Genomic DNA, 15,648 nt, shown 5'->3' with positions numbered 1-15,648 from the left:
CCTTTACTCCTTGTCATTGGTATCCGGCAGTTGCCAGAAATCGAAAAAGTTAAACCAGTCGAGGGGCGACTGAAGCGCATAGTGCTCAAGGCGTTCGGCGTAGCGATCGACAGTATTCTGTAATGCCTGTTGTCGTGTGGCGCGCGGTAAGAGCAGTGGGTCGGCAAACGGTTCGCAGTAGATGTGGAGTTTCTCCTGCTGGCGCAGGGCAAAAATCAGATCTACAGGGCAGCGTAAAATAGACGCGAGAATAAACGGGCCCTGAGGGAATGGCGCGTTTTGCCCCATAAAGCGGCTCCAGCACACGCGCCACTCGCCGCCGCGTTGGGGATTGACTGCGATGCGATCGCCTACGATGGCTACCCATTCACCGCGCTCCAGTTTCTCTTTGAGCAGAATGGCAGTATCTGGACCAATACTGTTCACCGGGAGCAGATTTAATCCAGCCTGCGGGGCCATCTCTTGCATGATTTGTTTAAAGCGTTGGGCGTTATCGCTAAATACCAGCGCATTGATTGTTTTACTGCCCTGTAGCTGGGCCAGTGCCCGACAGGCCTCGACATCGCCAAGATGTGAAGCCAGTAGCAGTTTTCCCCGAGGATCGCTGATATTCAGCGTCGTTTCTGCACCTGGTGCAAAAATCACATCGCGACCGAAGTGCAGCTCACCGCGCCAGCTGGCAATCTTATCCAGCATCGCGCCGCCAAAACGCAGGAAATGCTGATAACTGGTCAGGTTTGGCGGTACTGACATCCTCCGTGTGATCAGTTGCGCCCTTACGCGGCTAATCCAGCGTTGAGAGGCTTTTCGGGCAGTTGAAGCGCTGAGCCAGTATACGCCGACGACAGGATACAGCAGCAGGGAGAAGGCTTTGCGACCCAGTACACGCCAGACCAGTAGCATCAGGCGCATTCCCCACAACCCTTTGACTTCCTGTTGCTGCGCCCAGTGTGTCGATGAACGACGACAAAGCAGGGAGGGGATGCGTGGCAACATGCCAAAGAACAGGCGAGTGTGCATCAATGAAATGTGCAAATTGTCTTTAAGCGCGTCGAAATGGGATAGCCCGTCCTGCGGATAGGTGACTCGCGTGGGGATAAAATAGCTGGTGTTGCCTTGCCAGTAGAGGCGCACCATCACTTCAGTATCAAAATCCATCCGTTTGCCGAGCGTTACGCGCTGTGCCAGTTGCAGCGTAGGGGCCACCGGATATACCCGAAAGCCGCACATACTGTCTTTGAGTTGCAACGAGAGCGTTTCTATCCACACCCAGATATGGGTTACCCAACGACCGTACAGGCGCGAGCGAGGAACCGAATCATCGTAAATCGGTTGTCCGGAAATCAGTGCTGTCGGATGTTCTTTTGCCAATGCAAGCAGCCTGGGAATATCTTCAATGGCATGTTGCCCGTCGGCATCGACCTGCACGGCATGACTGAACCCGGCATCTGCCGCCGTCTGCATTCCGCGAATAACCGCTGCGCCTTTGCCTGCGTTGATGGGCAGGCGAATTAACGTCAGATTGCTGTATTCTGCCGCCAGGCGTGCCAGTTCATCTCGTGTAGTCTCGTCGCTGCCATCGTCCACCACAATGCAGGGGAGATTGAACGGCCGAAGACGATCCAACACGTCTGACATCATCGCGCCGTGGTTGTAGCAGGGAATCAACACGCACGGGGAAAAGGTCAGCGGCATAACCGAATCTTCCCGCTGCTGGCGGTATGGCGCACGTCACCGTCGTGGCGCTGGTAGCTAAAAGAGAGCATCTGACGCGCTTCCTGCCAGCTCAGACTCAGGGTGACGGTGGCCTCTGGCAATAGCGGTGACTGGAACTTCACGTTTTGAATACTGTGAAAACGCCAGCCTGGGACCAGCAGCGTGGTGGCGTAATCCATCGCCCAGTTCAGCTGTGCAACGCCCGGCAGCAGTGGCTGCACGCTAAAATGCCCGCTGAACCAAAACAGAGACGGGTCGAGTTGTAAAACAATCTCAGCCTGATGAGGCAGTGCCTGATGGCGCTCGATTTCATGGGGTTTCATGAAATAACTCCTGTAATTGCGCATAGACACGCTTGTTCATACTGTTGACCGGAATCTCATCAATCACCCGCCAGTAGCGGGGAACCGCGACAGGCTCCAGCCAGGGCAGCAGCGATCGTCGCCAGGTCAGTTCTTGCGGTTTACCACCGCACTCAAGCCAGCGTTGCCGGGCTTCGTCATTCAGTACCAGCAGGACGCCAACGCCCTGACGTCCTCCACGTGAGACCGGCAATGCCGCGACTTCACAGATACCATCCAGTGCCAGTAAACGTTGCTCCACTTCGCTGAGTGAAATGCGTTTCTCTTCAATTTTGACCACCCGCCCGCGTCTGCCCATCAGGCGGAACTGTCCGTTTTCGATAAACTGCAGAACATCATCGAGTAACAGGCCATCATCAGCGTTAATTAGCGGTGAAAACACACGAAATGCGTCGTCTTCTGGCTGGAATCTGACGCCGGGAAAAGGCAGCCATGCCACATCATCCTGGTGGCGATAGCGCCACGCAAGGATCCCGGTTTCAGTGCTGCCGTAGATCTCATCGGGCCAGACATTAAGCCAGTCAGCAGCCTGCGTGACGTCCTGCCAGGGCAGCATACCACCCGCAGACAGAATCAGTTCTACCGGCGGCGGTGTCAGGTTGTGGTCGAGGCGTTTCAGAAACGCCGGGCTGCTGATAAACGCATACCGATGCTCAGCGCTCAGTGCCGCCAGTTGTTCGGCATACCAAAGCATCGCCGCGTGCAGCGGCAGGCCTAAGGCCATCGGCAAAAATATACGGAACGTCAGGCCATACAGGTGTTGCGGTACCACTGACGCGACCACCCGGCAACCTGCCAGACGATCGGCAAAGCGTGTAGCGAGCAATGCCGCTTCGCTATCCAGACGAGCGATCGGTTTGATCACGCGTTTCGGCTGGCCGGTCGAACCGGAAGTGAATAGCTCCACAAAGGCGTCACTGCGTATTGCCGGGAACGTGATGTCGTGAGCCACGGATGTCATGGCGGAGCTGACCACCCGCAGCGTTCCCTGCCAGTCCATCGCTTTATCGCTCAGTACGCCGTCAAACAGCAAGTGCTGCTCGTTTAACAACGAAACGCGACAATGTCCTGGGATCACCGGTGTTTTGCCGGCATGGAGTGTTGCCAGCAGTGCGACGATGAATAAATAGCTGTTCTCGAAGCACAATGCCCAGCGTTCACCTTCCTGCTGTCGCAGATATGCTAGCAACTGGGCCACATCATGGCGCAGATGGCCAAGCGTCCAGGTATGCTCTTCCTGCCACGCAACAGGAACGTCGTCCGGACGTGGGGCACAGAGCCATTGAGCGAGTGTGAGGGGCTGCTTCATTGGGTATCTCGTTTTATCACCAGTTGGCGAATTAACCACTCGCCTACCATCAATGTTCCCATTAGCAGATAGGAAACCATGCCGTTCCAGGTGGTCCACAGGGTCATATCGCCATTCAGTGCGGTAAAGAGCGCAACGCTGCCATTGATGATGAAAAAGGCGCACCAGATTTGTGTCACACGGCGCGTGTAGCGCACGCCCGCATCGGGCAGATTTGGGTCGCGCAGTCGTGCCAGACGTTCAACAATGGGCATTGCTGACCATAACGATCCACCAAAAACCGACAGCATAACGGCGTTTACCACTACCGGATAAAACAGCAGCAGCTGGTGCGTTTTGAGCAGATAACTGGCAATGCACAAGGTTATACCCGCGACCGCCACTACCTGTGTCACGACGCGCAGCGGCCCCGCCTGTCGCCGGGTCTGGCGAAAGCGTAAAAAAAGGAGTAGCGCCATCAACGGTAGCAACCAGTGCAGACTGTTATGCGCCAGGCCAAACCAGATCAAAAACGGCCAGGCCAGCAACAGTAGACCTGTCAGCAGTTGTACGACTGGCAACGAGCGTGTGCCCGACACGGAGAATTACGCTTCTTTGAGAAGGCGTTCTACCGCATCGACGACATCTTGTACGGTGCGTACTGCTTTGAACTCTTCCGGCTTGATTTTCTTACCGGTTTTCTTTTGCAGATGCACGATCATGTCGACGGCATCGATGCTATCGAGTTCCAAATCTTCGTACAGGCGCGCCTCAGGCTTGATATCTTGCGGATCAACTTCAAACAGCTTGACCAGCAGCGAGGAAACTTCAGCGTAAATGGCTTTTTGTTCGGTCATAACGGACTATCCTCAGGCACGTTGCGCGTGAATGAAAGATGCCAGCGTGGCGACGGAGAAGAAGTGCTGACGCATTTCTTCGCTCTCTGCTGAGAGGATCACGCCATACTCGTTTTTCACCGCCAGACCCAGCTCCAGGGCATCGATTGAGTCCAGGCCTAAGCCATCGCCAAAGAGTGCCGCTTCGGTTTCAATATCATCAGCTGTCAGTTCGTCGAGATTCAATGTCGTTATAATGAGATTTTTGATTTCAAGATAAAGCGCTTGCATCATTAATTCCTGAAAGAGGTAAAGTACCTGGTTGTAATTGAAGCAAAAGATGCCGGTTCAACTGCCTTGCGGCCAGCGCCGGTTCTTGTGAGTTTGCGTCGTAAAATTGGTCGATCTTAACCCGTTCGTGTACTGAAATGGTAAACATCGGTTTTACAGATGGGACGTTGTACCATTGGCTTTCTTTATCCAGCATTTGTTCGCTGCAGTTAATAGTCACTATGCGTAAATCACTGCTGCAGCGCACGGCGATATTTGCTGCACCACGCTGTAACGTCATTGCTTCTCCGGGGCGTGTACGGGTTCCCTCGGGGAAAATTAAAATGGTATCGCCTTGCTCAAGACGTTGCTGGCAAGCGGGCAATAGCGCATCAGCCTGGCTGTTAATCAGATAATCTGCGGCCCGGACTACGCCGCCGAGAAAAGGATTTTTTAGTAGTGCACTTTTCACCAGACAGTCGGTTTCTGGCATGACCGAGGCCAGTAGGACATAGTCGATGAGCGTCGGGTGGTTGGCGACGACAAGACACCCTTGTTCGTTGCGTAAAATGTCTCGTCCTTCAATTTGGTAATCCAGCACGCCTAGCCGCTTCGCCACGGTTAAGAAGAGACGAAAACTGGCAGCGATACTGCGTCTGGCGATACGCCGACGTCGGGCTTTATCCCATACCGCGATCAGCAGGACGTTAAACCAAATCGTAGACAGGAGGAGCCCGCCGAGGCCAAACAGGGCAAAGCAAAAACCGGTCATCACCAGTCGCCATACCCGGTTAAGCCGCAGGATCATCGTGCTCATCCCTGACTCCACTGCCACTGTACGCGTTCGCCAGGCAGGGTAAACGCCCTGGCATCTTGTAAGTAATGTTGTAAAAACAACAGGCTTTGCGGCAATGTTGTCTCGCTCTGTGCGCTGTGTGGACGGGTTTCACATTGCCAGCTATCACCGGATTCAATAACCAGCGCGACGGCAAACGGCCATGTTGGCATGTCTGGTGGTAACTGTGGGTGATAAAACTCGGGCAGAAAACCGTCGAAATCGACCATCAATACGCGCTGATATCCCGCCTGCAACAGCCCGATGACTTCGCATAACCCCTGCTGGAATGTATCCCTGCCAGCAGAAAGCGAGGAGGAGACAATCGGTTTTTTCGCGGCGATGGTCAGGTTACCCACAGCAGAGTTATGGACAGAGAGGGCGAAATCGGTCGGTGAGAGCGCCTGCTCAGTCGCGAGAGCGTGCAGGATCCTGTAGTTACGCTCCAGTTCACCATGGCGGCTGGTATACAAAACGGCATTGATATCATGACGACGTAACATCGCCAGACCGCAATCGACGGCCAGTTTGCTGCCGGAACTGAGGCGGCGAGCTGTCATCATCGGTAACTCATTGAGCTTAGCCAACGGCGCGGTGGGATCGATGGCGTGCGAAAGCCGTGACCATTCATGCCACTGTTCTGTTTCGCTTAACCCAGGCGCCCTGGCCTGCCAGTCGATAATATTGAAAGCAAATTTCATCAACGCGTATCCGCGGTAAATCGGTTGTTCCGATTGTTTCTTATTTTTTCTTCTGACATATCAATAAAGTATGCCCAACACCTAAGTTATCGTGGCGTTCATCTACCTGAAAACCTGCCTGATTCAGATAGTGATAAAACTTCTCTACGCTGTAGAAACGGCTGTTGCCATTCGCCATACAGGTAAAATAAAGCGAAGACGCATTCAGGCTAAATGAGGCAGCCTCAAATTTTTGGGCATCCCAAAACAGCTCCATAATGCACAGCTTCGCGCCTGGCTTCATCACCCGAGCAACGTTGCTTAGCATAGCGATAATTTGTTCCGGGGAAAAACAGTCCAGGAATTGACTCATCCACCAGATATCAGCGCCGTCAGGTAAAGGCGAGTCGCTAAGCATATCCACAGCATGGAAATTTATGCGATGAGATAATCCTGCATTTTCTATATTTTCGCGGGCAAGTGCAATTTGTTGCGGCAAATCTAAGAGGGTGACTGTAATATTGTCATCATGCTGACAACAACGTAATGCCCATTTTCCGGTATTTCCGCCGACATCGTACAGGGTTGCAGGGGCGCTGGCGAATACATATGGCAATGCGGCATCAAATGCGCCATCTGAATAGTAATGATCAAAAGCAAACCAACTTTCACGCGCAGCCAGCGGTAATTGTGATAGCGCAGGATAGATTGTTGGCCAGTCGCCAAAAATTTTTAGTCCCGCGGGTTTTCCATCTTTCAACGCATTTTCAAGATAGAACAATCCTTGGTAGCAAACATCCTGAGTGAAGTCCATATTCACGCGCGTCATCGTGTCATGTAAAAGAAAATGACCGACTTTAGCGAGGTAATAATATCCTTCTTTGTGGGTAATGATTCGCCCACTTAACCCCATATCCAACAGGATGCTGGCGGCATATTCGTTGATGGTGCTGTTTTCGGTAATTTCGTCGAGCGTGGCGCCGCGTTTACCTTGCTTGTCTAGCCAGGTGAGTACTCCCGCATTTCGCAGACACAACGCGGTTTGAAAAAGCATAGGGGCAAAGGCGATACGTTGTGCTTCAGTAATGGCATCCAGTGCGCTAAGCGAATCCTGTTCGTACATGTGGGGACAACCTGTTAAATGGCAGATAATAAGAGTATCGGGCCTTTTCGGCCCGACTTTAGGCATAATTACAGATTGGCACCGGCTGACAGATTAAGCTGGATGTCTTTATCCAGATTGCGTACCCAGCGGTTATAGTTTTTGTGAATTTTTCCACCAGAGGCCTGCAGGTTGAGGCTGCTGTCGTATTTGATGTCATAGCTGGTGGCGGTATAAGTGATACGGACTTCAGCCACATGATCGCGGGTTTGTTGGCGAGCTTTAATAACACCTGGTCCGGCTTCAGACATGACCCATTGGCGTTGAATACCGGCTTTAAGGATCGCGGTTTTAACCTGGTCCTGAGTATGTCCCGCGCTCACACTGGTATGAACTTGATCAATCGGCGCAGTACGTGCGCAACCCGCCAGAGCACCGACAACGGCAATGGCCGCAAACCACTTAATATACTGTTTCATTAAAGCTCCCTATCAAAGTACCGTTTATACGTGTTAAATAATAAACTCCGAAATCATGGGCACCTTGTATTGCCTATGATTATATTTAAGCTAAATTAGCATTTTATTTCATATGATTGGTAGCAAGGTAATGAGATGACCGGATAGTAATACCCCAGGACTTTCTTCAACGGAAATTTTTCAGCATCATCATTGGCGAGAAGTATAGATTTTTAGAGAAAATGTATCAAATAAAATAACCTTTAAAGATAAGTAGATAGTTTACGTTAAATGCTTTGGGGGGATTCATTTTTTTTATGCGTTTTGGCAAAGAAACCATCATCTTGGCTTATGTATTTTCTTTATAAAGAATGAAATCCCTTTCACTCTTTATTTAAGATAAGCTTCTATATATAACTACGTTGGCGTCATTTTAACGGTCATATAAAAATATAAAAACTACCTCGGTTGGTAGTTTTTCAGGGAAGCCGACTTTTGGGCCTGCCTGGCCCCAGCAAAATGGCCAGTTTGCTGCCGCCTGTGGTCGTTTCCATCCAGATTTTACATACGCTGGTTAACGGCACGGAGAGCAACATGCCGACCGGACCGAGCAGCCATCCCCATACCAACAGAGAGAGGAAGACGATTAGCGTCGATAATCCCAGCCGATGCCCCATCATTCGGGGTTCGAGAATGTTGCCAATCACCATATGCACCACCAGAAACAGTGCGCCAACCAGCACGCATTCGTAAATGCCATTAAATAGCAGTGCCTGGATCATGGGCGGGACGGCGGAAATGACCGAGCCAATGTTGGGCACGTAGTTCAACAGGAATGCCAGTACACCCCACATCAGAGCAAACTGAATCCCCATCAGTGCCAGTCCCAGCCAGATTATGGCACCGGTCCATAAGCTGAGCAGCGTTTTCAGCGCCAGATAGTGTGACACGCCCTTCAGCGCCCGATGTAGCCCCGCAATGTGGATTTGCGGATTATTCAACGCAAAACGCATCTTATAGGGGACATGACGCACCTCAAACAGCATAAAAACTACCGTCATCACCAGCAGAAAGACGCTAGCCATGGCACCAGAAAGACTCGTCATCAGCGTGGTTGTGAAGGTCATCAGCTTGTCAGAGTCCATGCGTTGCAGCATGCGCTCCGGGGACATATGCAGATTCAGAAAAGGCACCATCTCTTGCAAATACAGAACCTTGCGCGTTAGCTCCTTATTGTATTTTGGCAGCAGGTCCATGAATTCAGTGATTGATGACGCCAGCACGCCAACCAACGCCGTAAGAACGATCAGCATCACCACCACGACTAAGGTAATAGCGATTGGGCGACCGACTCCCCGGCGGATAAACCAGGTGACAAGTGGATTCAATACAATGGCAAAAAAGAGGGCCAGCAGCAGCTGCACAATGATATCCGCCGCAGCATGGATACCTGCGAGGATCACCACCAGAGCGGCCAGTTTGAGCAAAATGTGCAAACCCGTTTTATCGGGCTGGGTGGTTATCATGTCTTCTTCCTGTTTGCGTTTTTGCATTAAGTGTAGCGGCTGGCTTGCGACTGATATTCCTAAACTGGCTACTGCTTTCTGCTCTGCAACATGGTAGAAATGAAACACTGTTGTGAAAACGTGGTGACCCTCCATGCCCGAACCCGTCGCTGAACCGACGCTTAGCGGTTTACGCCTGAACCTGCGTATTGTTTCTGTGGTGATGTTTAACTTCGCCAGCTACCTGACCATCGGCCTGCCGCTCGCGGTGTTGCCTGGCTACGTCCATGATGTAATGGGATTTAGCGCTTTCTGGGCTGGGCTGGTCATCAGCCTGCAATATTTCGCTACGCTGCTGAGCCGTCCGCATGCCGGTCGCTATGCCGATCTGCTGGGGCCAAAGAAAATTGTGGTATTTGGGCTGTGCGGCTGCTTTTTAAGTGGCCTGGGCTATTTACTGGCGGGATCAACGAACGGCTGGCCGTTGGCCAGTCTGCTGCTGCTATGTCTGGGGCGCGTGATTCTCGGGATCGGGCAAAGCTTTGCCGGGACCGGCTCTACGCTGTGGGGCGTGGGGGTGGTTGGCTCAATGCACATCGGACGGGTGATTTCCTGGAATGGCATCGTGACCTATGGCGCGATGGCGATAGGCGCGCCGCTGGGTGTTCTGTTTTATGCCTGGGGTGGCTTACAGGGGCTGGCGCTGACCGTGATGGGCGTGGCACTGTTGGCAATCCTGCTGGCGCTCCCTCGTCCGGCGGTTAAGGCCAGCAAAGGCAAACCGTTGCCATTTCGCGCGGTGCTTGGGCGCGTCTGGTTGTATGGCATGGCGCTGGCCCTGGCCTCCGCTGGATTTGGGGTAATCGCTACCTTCATTACCTTGTTCTATGATGCCAAAGGCTGGGATGGCGCCGCATTCGCGCTGACGCTTTTTAGCTGCACTTTTGTCGGTACTCGTTTGTTGTTCCCAAATGGTATCAACCGTTTAGGCGGGCTGAATGTGGCGATGATCTGCTTTAGCGTCGAGATTGTCGGGCTGTTACTGGTCGGGATGGCTTCGATGCCGTGGATGGCGAAAATCGGCGTTCTGCTGGCCGGGGCTGGGTTCTCACTGGTTTTCCCGGCGCTGGGCGTGGTGGCGGTAAAAGCCGTTCCTCAGCAAAATCAGGGCGCTGCGCTGGCGACCTACACGGTGTTTATGGATTTATCGCTGGGGGTTACCGGGCCGCTGGCCGGGCTGGTCATGACGTGGGCGGGTGTGCCCGTTATCTATCTGGCGGCGGCAGGGCTGGTAGCGGTGGCGTTATTGCTGACCTGGCGGTTAAAAAAACGGCCTCAGGTGGTGTCACCGGAGGCCGCGTCATCGTCTTAACCGTTACTGGATAACCAGCGTGTTAATGATGTTTTCTGCAGTAGTCTGCGCTTTTTGCTGATCGTCAGCAGGCAGCGTGATTTGCAGCGTCAGCAGTTGGTTGTCCACTTTACCCAACACCACTGAAGAGTATGCGGTCTGGCCTTTGGCCGAGATGATGCTGTCTAACTGCTGCAACGTGTGGCCTTTCAGCTCAATAGATTTATTGGTGACGACCTGCAGCTGCGGGTCACGGCTACGCTGCTGATCTTCCAGACGTTTTGCCAGCACAGCCAGATCTTCGTTGGTGTTGTCGCCAACAATCACAATCACCGCTTTCTGGCCGGTTGCGTCAGAATATACGTGCATATTGTTCGCCTGGGTGCCCAGCTTGCCGCTCTGATCGGTCATATCAGCTGGCAGGGAAAAACTGAGTTTGCCGTCCAGCAGGCTGACCGGTTGTCCGGTGGCGTTACTTTCTGCGGCAGCACCCTCGGCTGGCGCTTTTGTATCGCTATTATCACAGGCCGCAAGCCCCATAACCAGCAGGCCAATACCGACATATTTAACCAGATTGCGCATTGACTTCTTCCTTTCGATAAACGGCCATAACGGCTCATTCGTCCATCTTATCACAACTCGGAAAATGAACCTTTAACTCGTCTGCAATGCAGAGATTTCAGATTTATCTGCCAGCCTTTTCAGTAACATATTCAGCAGCACGCCATACATTGGCAGGAAGAAAATAATGCTGATCAGCACTTTGAAGCAGTAATCGACCAGTGCGATTTCCATCCAGTGCTCGGCCATAAAGGCATCCGGGCTACGCCAGAAAGCGATAAAGAAGAAGGCCAACGTATCGCTGATATTGCCAAACAGCGTGGACGCCGTCGGTGCCAGCCACCAGCGACGGTTCTGACGCAGGCGGTTAAAGACATGCACATCCAGAATTTGTCCCAGCGCGTAGGCCATAAAGCTGGCGGCGGCGATACGGGCGACAAACAGGTTAAAGTGCAGCAGTGCGCCGAATCCTTGCCACGATCCCATATAGAACAGTGATGAAACGACATAGGAGATCAGCAGCGCGGGGATCATAACCGCAAAGATGATACGTCGAGCCAGCGGCGCGCCAAAAATACGCACGGTCAGGTCGGTCGCGAGGAAAATAAACGGAAAGCTAAACGCGCCCCATGTGGTATGGAAACCAAAAATGGAGATTGGAAGCTGCACCAGATAGTTGCTGGAGGTGATCACCAGCAGATGAAATAGCGATAGCCAGAACAACGCTTTTACGCGCTGAGTTTGTGTAAACGGAGTCATATTGTGACCTTTTTGTTGGATGGGGTGAGGGAACCCAATAAAAAACCGTCGCATGATACTGCTTTAAGAGCACATTGCAATGGTTGTTTTTCACGCAATCGTTAACCTGATTGGCTTACGCCACAACAGAGCGTAAAATAACGCCGTTTTTGTATAAATGAGACGACGATGAGCGACCTGTTTACTTCCCCCGACCATACTCTTGATGCCCAGGGGCTGCGCTGCCCGGAACCGGTAATGATGGTGCGTAAAACCGTACGCGGCATGCAGGCCGGTGAAACGCTGCTGATTGTCGCCGACGATCCGGCAACAACCCGCGATATTCCTGGCTTCTGTACCTTTATGGAACATGAGCTGGTGGCCAAAGAGACCGACTCGCTGCCGTACCGTTATTTAGTGCGCAAAGGGCAGTAATCTTGTCATGCCGGATGGCGCTAACGCTTCTCCGGCCTATAAAGACTGAGTAACCTGTAGGCCTGATAAGCGAAGCGCCATCAGGCGAGAAACAGGCACTACCCTTTACGCAACAACCGCAGCGCGTTCGCGGTCACCAGCACCGTCGCCCCCGTATCCGCCAGCACCGCCAGCCACAGTCCGGTTATCCCGAGCAGCGTGGTGACGAGGAAAATCCCCTTCAGGCCCAGCGCAATCGCAATGTTCTGGCGAATATTGGCGTGGGTAGCCCGCGCCAGCTGAATCATTTGCACCAGACCACGCAGACGGTTGTGGGTCAGAGCGGCATCGGCGGTCTCCAGCGCGACGTCGGTCCCGCTTCCCATCGCAATACCAATTGTGGCCGCTTTCATTGCCGGAGCGTCGTTGATGCCGTCGCCGACCATCGCCAGCGGCGACTGTTGGTTAAGATGGGTAACGGCCTGCACCTTATCTTCTGGCAAGAGTCCTGCTTTGAATTCGAGGCCCAGTTCACCGGCAATGGCGGCGGCCGCACGCGGGTTATCACCGGTCAGGATCACCCCTTTCACGCCAATCTGATTAAGCTCGCTGATGGCGCTGCGAGCGTCATCGCGCAGCGTGTCCTGTAAGGCCAGTACGCCGAGAACGGTATCGTTACGCAGCACCAACACCACCGTTTGGCCCGCGCTTTCCAGCTCGCTAATCTGCCCGGCAAAGGCATCGGCAGGCTGCTTACCGGCGGCGCAAATCAGTACGCGTTCGCCGTTGACCAGCGCTTCAATTCCAGAGCCAACCAGCGCCCGTTGCTCTTTTGCGACAGGAATAGACAGCTCGCGCGTTTGTGCTTCCCGAACAATTGCTTGTGCCAGCGGGTGCGTCGCGCCTTGCTCTACCGCTGCCGCCAGTGCCAGCAATTCAGCCTCACCAATACCGCTTGCCGGATGAATCGCCGTGACGCGTGGTTTACCGACGGTCAGGGTGCCGGTTTTATCAAACGCCACCTGAGTGACTCTACCCAACTGTTCCAGCGCGGCCCCGCCTTTGATTAACGCGCCACGACGTGCCGCGGCGGCAAGACCAGAAGTAATGGCTGCGGGGGTTGAAATCACCAGAGCGCAAGGACAGCCAATCAGCAACAGCGTCAGCCCTTTGTAAATCCACTCCTGCCAGGATGCGGCAAACAGCAGTGGCGGTACGAGGGTGACCAGCAGCGCAACCGCCATAATAGCTGGGGTATAAATTCGGCTGAAACGGTCAATGAAGCGCTCAATGGGGGCGCGGCGTTCTTCCGCTTCTTCAATCAGTTTCAGAATACGGTCAATGGCGCTGGCACCCGGTTCTGAGAGCACTTCCAGCGTTACCAGACGATCCACGCTGGTGGCACCCGCTGGGACTTTCTCGCCGGTGGCGCGTTCAACCGGGATCGATTCGCCGGTCAGGGCGCTCTCATCAAAGCTGGCAAAGCCGGAGACCAGTTTGCCGTCGGCAGGTAAACGCCCACCCGCGGCAACTTCAATAACATCGCCAGGCCGGAGGGTATTGATAGCCACCTCTTCGCGTTCGCCGTTACGCAGGCGTGTGGCGGTTTCCGGTTTGAGCGCCATCAGAGCGCTGACCCCTTTACGGGCGCGGCTGGCGGCCCATCCTTCCAGACGCTCGCCAATTAAAAACAGTAGCAGCACCATAGCGGCTTCCGCCGTCGCGCCGATAAACAGTGCACCAATGGCGGCGACGCTCATCAGCGTTTCAATGGCAAAGTAGCTGCCGGTTTTCATCAGACGCAGGGCCTGACGGGCAATGGGATACAGTCCGACCAGCGTGGTGGCGATAAACGCTATCTGACCGAAAGGATGATTGAACTGCTCCAGCCCCCAGCTAATCGCCATCATAATAATCAGCGAAATCAGCGGCAGGTTTTCTTTAAAACGTGACTCGGGGGCGGCGTCCGTCGTGTGCTCATCGCGCAGGGTATAGCCTGCTTTTTGCACCGCGTTTTCAACTTGCTGGCGGATATCGGAACCGGCATCGACCACCAGTTTTTCAGTGGCGAACAGAACCTGGACCTGGTTGACGCCGCTGACCTGGCGGACCGCATTCTCTACTTTGCGGGCGCAAGCTGCGCAGTCCATGCCTGCCACTTTCCAGGAATAGCGGGTACCTATTACGGTATCGGATACGGTTGGTGTAGTGGAGCAGCTTCCTTCGCAGCAGCAGTCATCCGCCTTTTGTGGTGCAGGCGCTGGCTTGAAAGAAGAGAATTGTGGGACTTTTTTGCCACGGGTATCGGGTGTCGACATGGCATCCTCCGGTTGATAATCATTTCGTATTAACCGGAGGATACACTCTGGAGTCGACTCCAGAGTCAAGCGTTTTAAAGATACAACGAACGAACAATCAGGAAATGTCCGGCGAAGTAGCAGGCGGCGGCAATGGCGTTATCGGCGCGGAAGCGGCGACGGTAATGGCTACCCAGCCAGACAATGTTGCCGATGAACAGGAGGGATGCGCCCATAAATGCCGACAGCGCCGGGGCGGTCGGGCGGAAGAACCACAGCTCACCGGCCATCCAGACCATCATCAGCGTGATGCCGATAAAGGTGCAGATAGCGACACGCAGCTCTTCCAGACGCGTCCAGATCACGGCGATCAGCAACGCCCCCAGCACTACCAGCACCAACGGCAAAGGCCAGAAGAACGACAGCGTCATTTGGCTGGCGAAGTAAATGGTATAAAGCAGATGCGACAGGAAGAATGCCCCCACGGCGTACAGCAGGCGTTGGCGCGGTAACAGCGTCAGCGCATCGCCCAGCAGCGAGGCAAGCAGGCCAGCCAGCACCAGATAGCTGATAGCGTTAAACATTGGCGCCTGCCAGGCCAGCAGCGCCAGCAGGAGTAACGTCAGGGGCTTAAAGACCCAGCGTTGCCAGGCAGGTCCACGATAGGAAGCATCCACGAACAACCATGCGGAAAGACAGACAGCGATAAACGACCAAAGCATCTTAGTTCCTTGAATTCGTTATTTTTTCGTAAGCGGGGTGCTCACGGCTCTACTGTCCAGTGTAGAGGTCGACACAGCCAGATGACAACACCATAACAGGCGATGTATGCTTATTTCCGCATTTTCTGATGGGTTAATAATATGAGCAAACCACCACTTTTTTTCATTGTTATCATTGTCTTAATCGTTGTCGCTGCGTCGTTTCGCTTTGTTCAGCAGCGGCGAGAAAAAGCCGATAATGATGCGGCGCCGCTGGTGCAAAAGCAGGTGGTGGTAAGTAATAAACGGGAAAAACCTCTAAACGATCGGCGATCCCGCCAGCAGGAAGTGAGCCCGGCAGGAACCAGCATGCGCTATGAAGCCAGCTTTAAGCCACAAAACGGGGGGATGGAGCAGACGTTTCGTCTTGATGCGCAGCAGTACCACGCGTTAACGGTCGGGGATAAAGGCACGCTGAGTTACAAAGGTTCGCGATTTGTTGATTTTACGCTTGAACGCTAAGGTGTCATCTGA

At 53.5% G+C, this 15,648-nt stretch carries 18 protein-coding genes; 3 read left to right on the top strand and 15 right to left on the bottom strand.

Annotated features, from left to right (window positions below):
- Window positions 1-3: 3 nt before the first annotated feature.
- The 11 genes from OGY71_RS14785 to OGY71_RS14735 form a co-directional block, all read right to left on the bottom strand.
- Entirely contained in the window at window positions 4-1,695 is a 1,692-nt protein-coding gene (locus OGY71_RS14785; RefSeq protein WP_286613444.1) for a glycosyltransferase family 2 protein, read from the bottom strand.
- A complete protein-coding gene (locus tag OGY71_RS14780) occupies window positions 1,686-2,039 on the bottom strand; it encodes an ApeI family dehydratase (protein WP_003827533.1) in 354 nt (117 codons plus the stop codon). Before OGY71_RS14780 ends, OGY71_RS14785 begins: the two co-directional genes overlap by 10 nt.
- Window positions 2,026-3,387, bottom strand: a complete 1,362-nt coding sequence (locus tag OGY71_RS14775) for an AMP-binding protein (RefSeq protein ID WP_003827534.1) — start codon at window positions 3,385-3,387, stop codon at window positions 2,026-2,028. The genes OGY71_RS14780 and OGY71_RS14775 overlap by 14 nt, the downstream gene beginning before the upstream one ends.
- Window positions 3,384-3,965: a COG4648 family protein gene (locus OGY71_RS14770; RefSeq protein WP_003827535.1), complete on the bottom strand. Its 582-nt coding sequence runs from the start codon at window positions 3,963-3,965 to the stop codon at window positions 3,384-3,386. The genes OGY71_RS14775 and OGY71_RS14770 overlap by 4 nt, the downstream gene beginning before the upstream one ends.
- A 6-nt stretch (window positions 3,966-3,971) precedes the next feature.
- Window positions 3,972-4,223, bottom strand: a complete 252-nt coding sequence (locus tag OGY71_RS14765; RefSeq protein WP_003827536.1) for an acyl carrier protein — start codon at window positions 4,221-4,223, stop codon at window positions 3,972-3,974.
- A gap of 12 nt (window positions 4,224-4,235) precedes the next feature.
- Window positions 4,236-4,493 (bottom strand): phosphopantetheine-binding protein, encoded by a 258-nt coding sequence (locus OGY71_RS14760; RefSeq protein ID WP_003827537.1) that lies wholly within the window; start codon window positions 4,491-4,493, stop codon window positions 4,236-4,238.
- A complete protein-coding gene (locus tag OGY71_RS14755) occupies window positions 4,474-5,289 on the bottom strand; it encodes a lysophospholipid acyltransferase family protein (RefSeq protein WP_003827538.1) in 816 nt (271 codons plus the stop codon). The genes OGY71_RS14760 and OGY71_RS14755 overlap by 20 nt, the downstream gene beginning before the upstream one ends.
- Complete coding sequence (locus OGY71_RS14750; RefSeq protein ID WP_003827539.1) at window positions 5,286-6,008, bottom strand: beta-ketoacyl synthase chain length factor; 723 nt, start codon at window positions 6,006-6,008, stop codon at window positions 5,286-5,288. Before OGY71_RS14750 ends, OGY71_RS14755 begins: the two co-directional genes overlap by 4 nt.
- A 40-nt stretch (window positions 6,009-6,048) precedes the next feature.
- Complete coding sequence (locus OGY71_RS14745) at window positions 6,049-7,110, bottom strand: class I SAM-dependent methyltransferase (protein ID WP_003827540.1); 1,062 nt, start codon at window positions 7,108-7,110, stop codon at window positions 6,049-6,051.
- 68 nt (window positions 7,111-7,178) lie between these two features.
- Complete coding sequence (locus OGY71_RS14740; protein ID WP_122973906.1) at window positions 7,179-7,556, bottom strand: hypothetical protein; 378 nt, start codon at window positions 7,554-7,556, stop codon at window positions 7,179-7,181.
- Window positions 7,557-8,026: 470 nt separating this feature from the next.
- Window positions 8,027-9,073: an AI-2E family transporter gene (locus OGY71_RS14735; RefSeq protein WP_003827543.1), complete on the bottom strand. Its 1,047-nt coding sequence runs from the start codon at window positions 9,071-9,073 to the stop codon at window positions 8,027-8,029.
- Between the two features lie 133 nt (window positions 9,074-9,206).
- Between OGY71_RS14735 and OGY71_RS14730 the strand changes: the two genes are divergently transcribed.
- Entirely contained in the window at window positions 9,207-10,424 is a 1,218-nt protein-coding gene (locus tag OGY71_RS14730; protein WP_003827545.1) for an MFS transporter, read from the top strand.
- A 3-nt stretch (window positions 10,425-10,427) separates the two neighbouring features.
- On the opposite strand, the gene OGY71_RS14725 is transcribed toward OGY71_RS14730, so the two are convergent.
- Both OGY71_RS14725 and OGY71_RS14720 read right to left on the bottom strand, forming a co-directional pair.
- A complete protein-coding gene (locus tag OGY71_RS14725; RefSeq protein WP_003827547.1) occupies window positions 10,428-10,985 on the bottom strand; it encodes a DcrB family lipoprotein in 558 nt (185 codons plus the stop codon).
- A gap of 72 nt (window positions 10,986-11,057) precedes the next feature.
- Complete coding sequence (locus OGY71_RS14720; protein ID WP_003827549.1) at window positions 11,058-11,723, bottom strand: 7-cyano-7-deazaguanine/7-aminomethyl-7-deazaguanine transporter; 666 nt, start codon at window positions 11,721-11,723, stop codon at window positions 11,058-11,060.
- Window positions 11,724-11,891: 168 nt separating this feature from the next.
- On the opposite strand from OGY71_RS14720, the gene tusA reads away from it, so the two are divergent.
- Window positions 11,892-12,137 (top strand): sulfurtransferase TusA, encoded by a 246-nt coding sequence (gene tusA, locus OGY71_RS14715; RefSeq protein ID WP_003827551.1) that lies wholly within the window; start codon window positions 11,892-11,894, stop codon window positions 12,135-12,137.
- Between the two features lie 98 nt (window positions 12,138-12,235).
- On the opposite strand, the gene zntA is transcribed toward tusA, so the two are convergent.
- Window positions 12,236-14,434 (bottom strand): Zn(II)/Cd(II)/Pb(II) translocating P-type ATPase ZntA, encoded by a 2,199-nt coding sequence (zntA, locus tag OGY71_RS14710; RefSeq protein ID WP_286613443.1) that lies wholly within the window; start codon window positions 14,432-14,434, stop codon window positions 12,236-12,238.
- Between the two features lie 74 nt (window positions 14,435-14,508).
- Window positions 14,509-15,135: a lysoplasmalogenase gene (locus OGY71_RS14705; protein WP_003827558.1), complete on the bottom strand. Its 627-nt coding sequence runs from the start codon at window positions 15,133-15,135 to the stop codon at window positions 14,509-14,511.
- Between the two features lie 141 nt (window positions 15,136-15,276).
- On the opposite strand from OGY71_RS14705, the gene OGY71_RS14700 reads away from it, so the two are divergent.
- Window positions 15,277-15,636: a DUF2500 domain-containing protein gene (locus OGY71_RS14700; protein WP_048236961.1), complete on the top strand. Its 360-nt coding sequence runs from the start codon at window positions 15,277-15,279 to the stop codon at window positions 15,634-15,636.
- Window positions 15,637-15,648 lie beyond the last annotated feature (12 nt).

The sequence above is a fragment of the Citrobacter sp. Cpo109 genome (assembly GCF_030332565.1).
Classification (GTDB): domain Bacteria; phylum Pseudomonadota; class Gammaproteobacteria; order Enterobacterales; family Enterobacteriaceae; genus Citrobacter; species Citrobacter portucalensis.
Note: the sequence above shows the minus strand (reverse complement) of the source record. Positions and strands in the feature narration are given on the sequence as shown.

Excerpts from the sequence above, each read along its gene's own strand:
- OGY71_RS14785 (WP_286613444.1), bottom strand. The coding sequence starts at position 1,695 with ATGCCGCTGACCTTTTCCCCGTGCGTGTTGATTCCCTGCTACAACCAC.
- OGY71_RS14780 (WP_003827533.1), bottom strand. The coding sequence starts at position 2,039 with ATGAAACCCCATGAAATCGAGCGCCATCAGGCACTGCCTCATCAGGCT.
- OGY71_RS14775 (WP_003827534.1), bottom strand. The coding sequence starts at position 3,387 with ATGAAGCAGCCCCTCACACTCGCTCAATGGCTCTGTGCCCCACGTCCG.
- OGY71_RS14765 (WP_003827536.1), bottom strand. The coding sequence starts at position 4,223 with ATGACCGAACAAAAAGCCATTTACGCTGAAGTTTCCTCGCTGCTGGTC.
- OGY71_RS14760 (WP_003827537.1), bottom strand. The coding sequence starts at position 4,493 with ATGCAAGCGCTTTATCTTGAAATCAAAAATCTCATTATAACGACATTG.
- OGY71_RS14755 (WP_003827538.1), bottom strand. The coding sequence starts at position 5,289 with ATGAGCACGATGATCCTGCGGCTTAACCGGGTATGGCGACTGGTGATG.
- OGY71_RS14750 (WP_003827539.1), bottom strand. The coding sequence starts at position 6,008 with ATGAAATTTGCTTTCAATATTATCGACTGGCAGGCCAGGGCGCCTGGG.
- OGY71_RS14745 (WP_003827540.1), bottom strand. The coding sequence starts at position 7,110 with ATGTACGAACAGGATTCGCTTAGCGCACTGGATGCCATTACTGAAGCA.
- OGY71_RS14735 (WP_003827543.1), bottom strand. The coding sequence starts at position 9,073 with ATGATAACCACCCAGCCCGATAAAACGGGTTTGCACATTTTGCTCAAA.
- OGY71_RS14730 (WP_003827545.1), top strand. The coding sequence starts at position 9,207 with ATGCCCGAACCCGTCGCTGAACCGACGCTTAGCGGTTTACGCCTGAAC.
- OGY71_RS14725 (WP_003827547.1), bottom strand. The coding sequence starts at position 10,985 with ATGCGCAATCTGGTTAAATATGTCGGTATTGGCCTGCTGGTTATGGGG.
- OGY71_RS14720 (WP_003827549.1), bottom strand. The coding sequence starts at position 11,723 with ATGACTCCGTTTACACAAACTCAGCGCGTAAAAGCGTTGTTCTGGCTA.
- tusA (WP_003827551.1), top strand. The coding sequence starts at position 11,892 with ATGAGCGACCTGTTTACTTCCCCCGACCATACTCTTGATGCCCAGGGG.
- zntA (WP_286613443.1), bottom strand. The coding sequence starts at position 14,434 with ATGTCGACACCCGATACCCGTGGCAAAAAAGTCCCACAATTCTCTTCT.
- OGY71_RS14705 (WP_003827558.1), bottom strand. The coding sequence starts at position 15,135 with ATGCTTTGGTCGTTTATCGCTGTCTGTCTTTCCGCATGGTTGTTCGTG.
- OGY71_RS14700 (WP_048236961.1), top strand. The coding sequence starts at position 15,277 with ATGAGCAAACCACCACTTTTTTTCATTGTTATCATTGTCTTAATCGTT.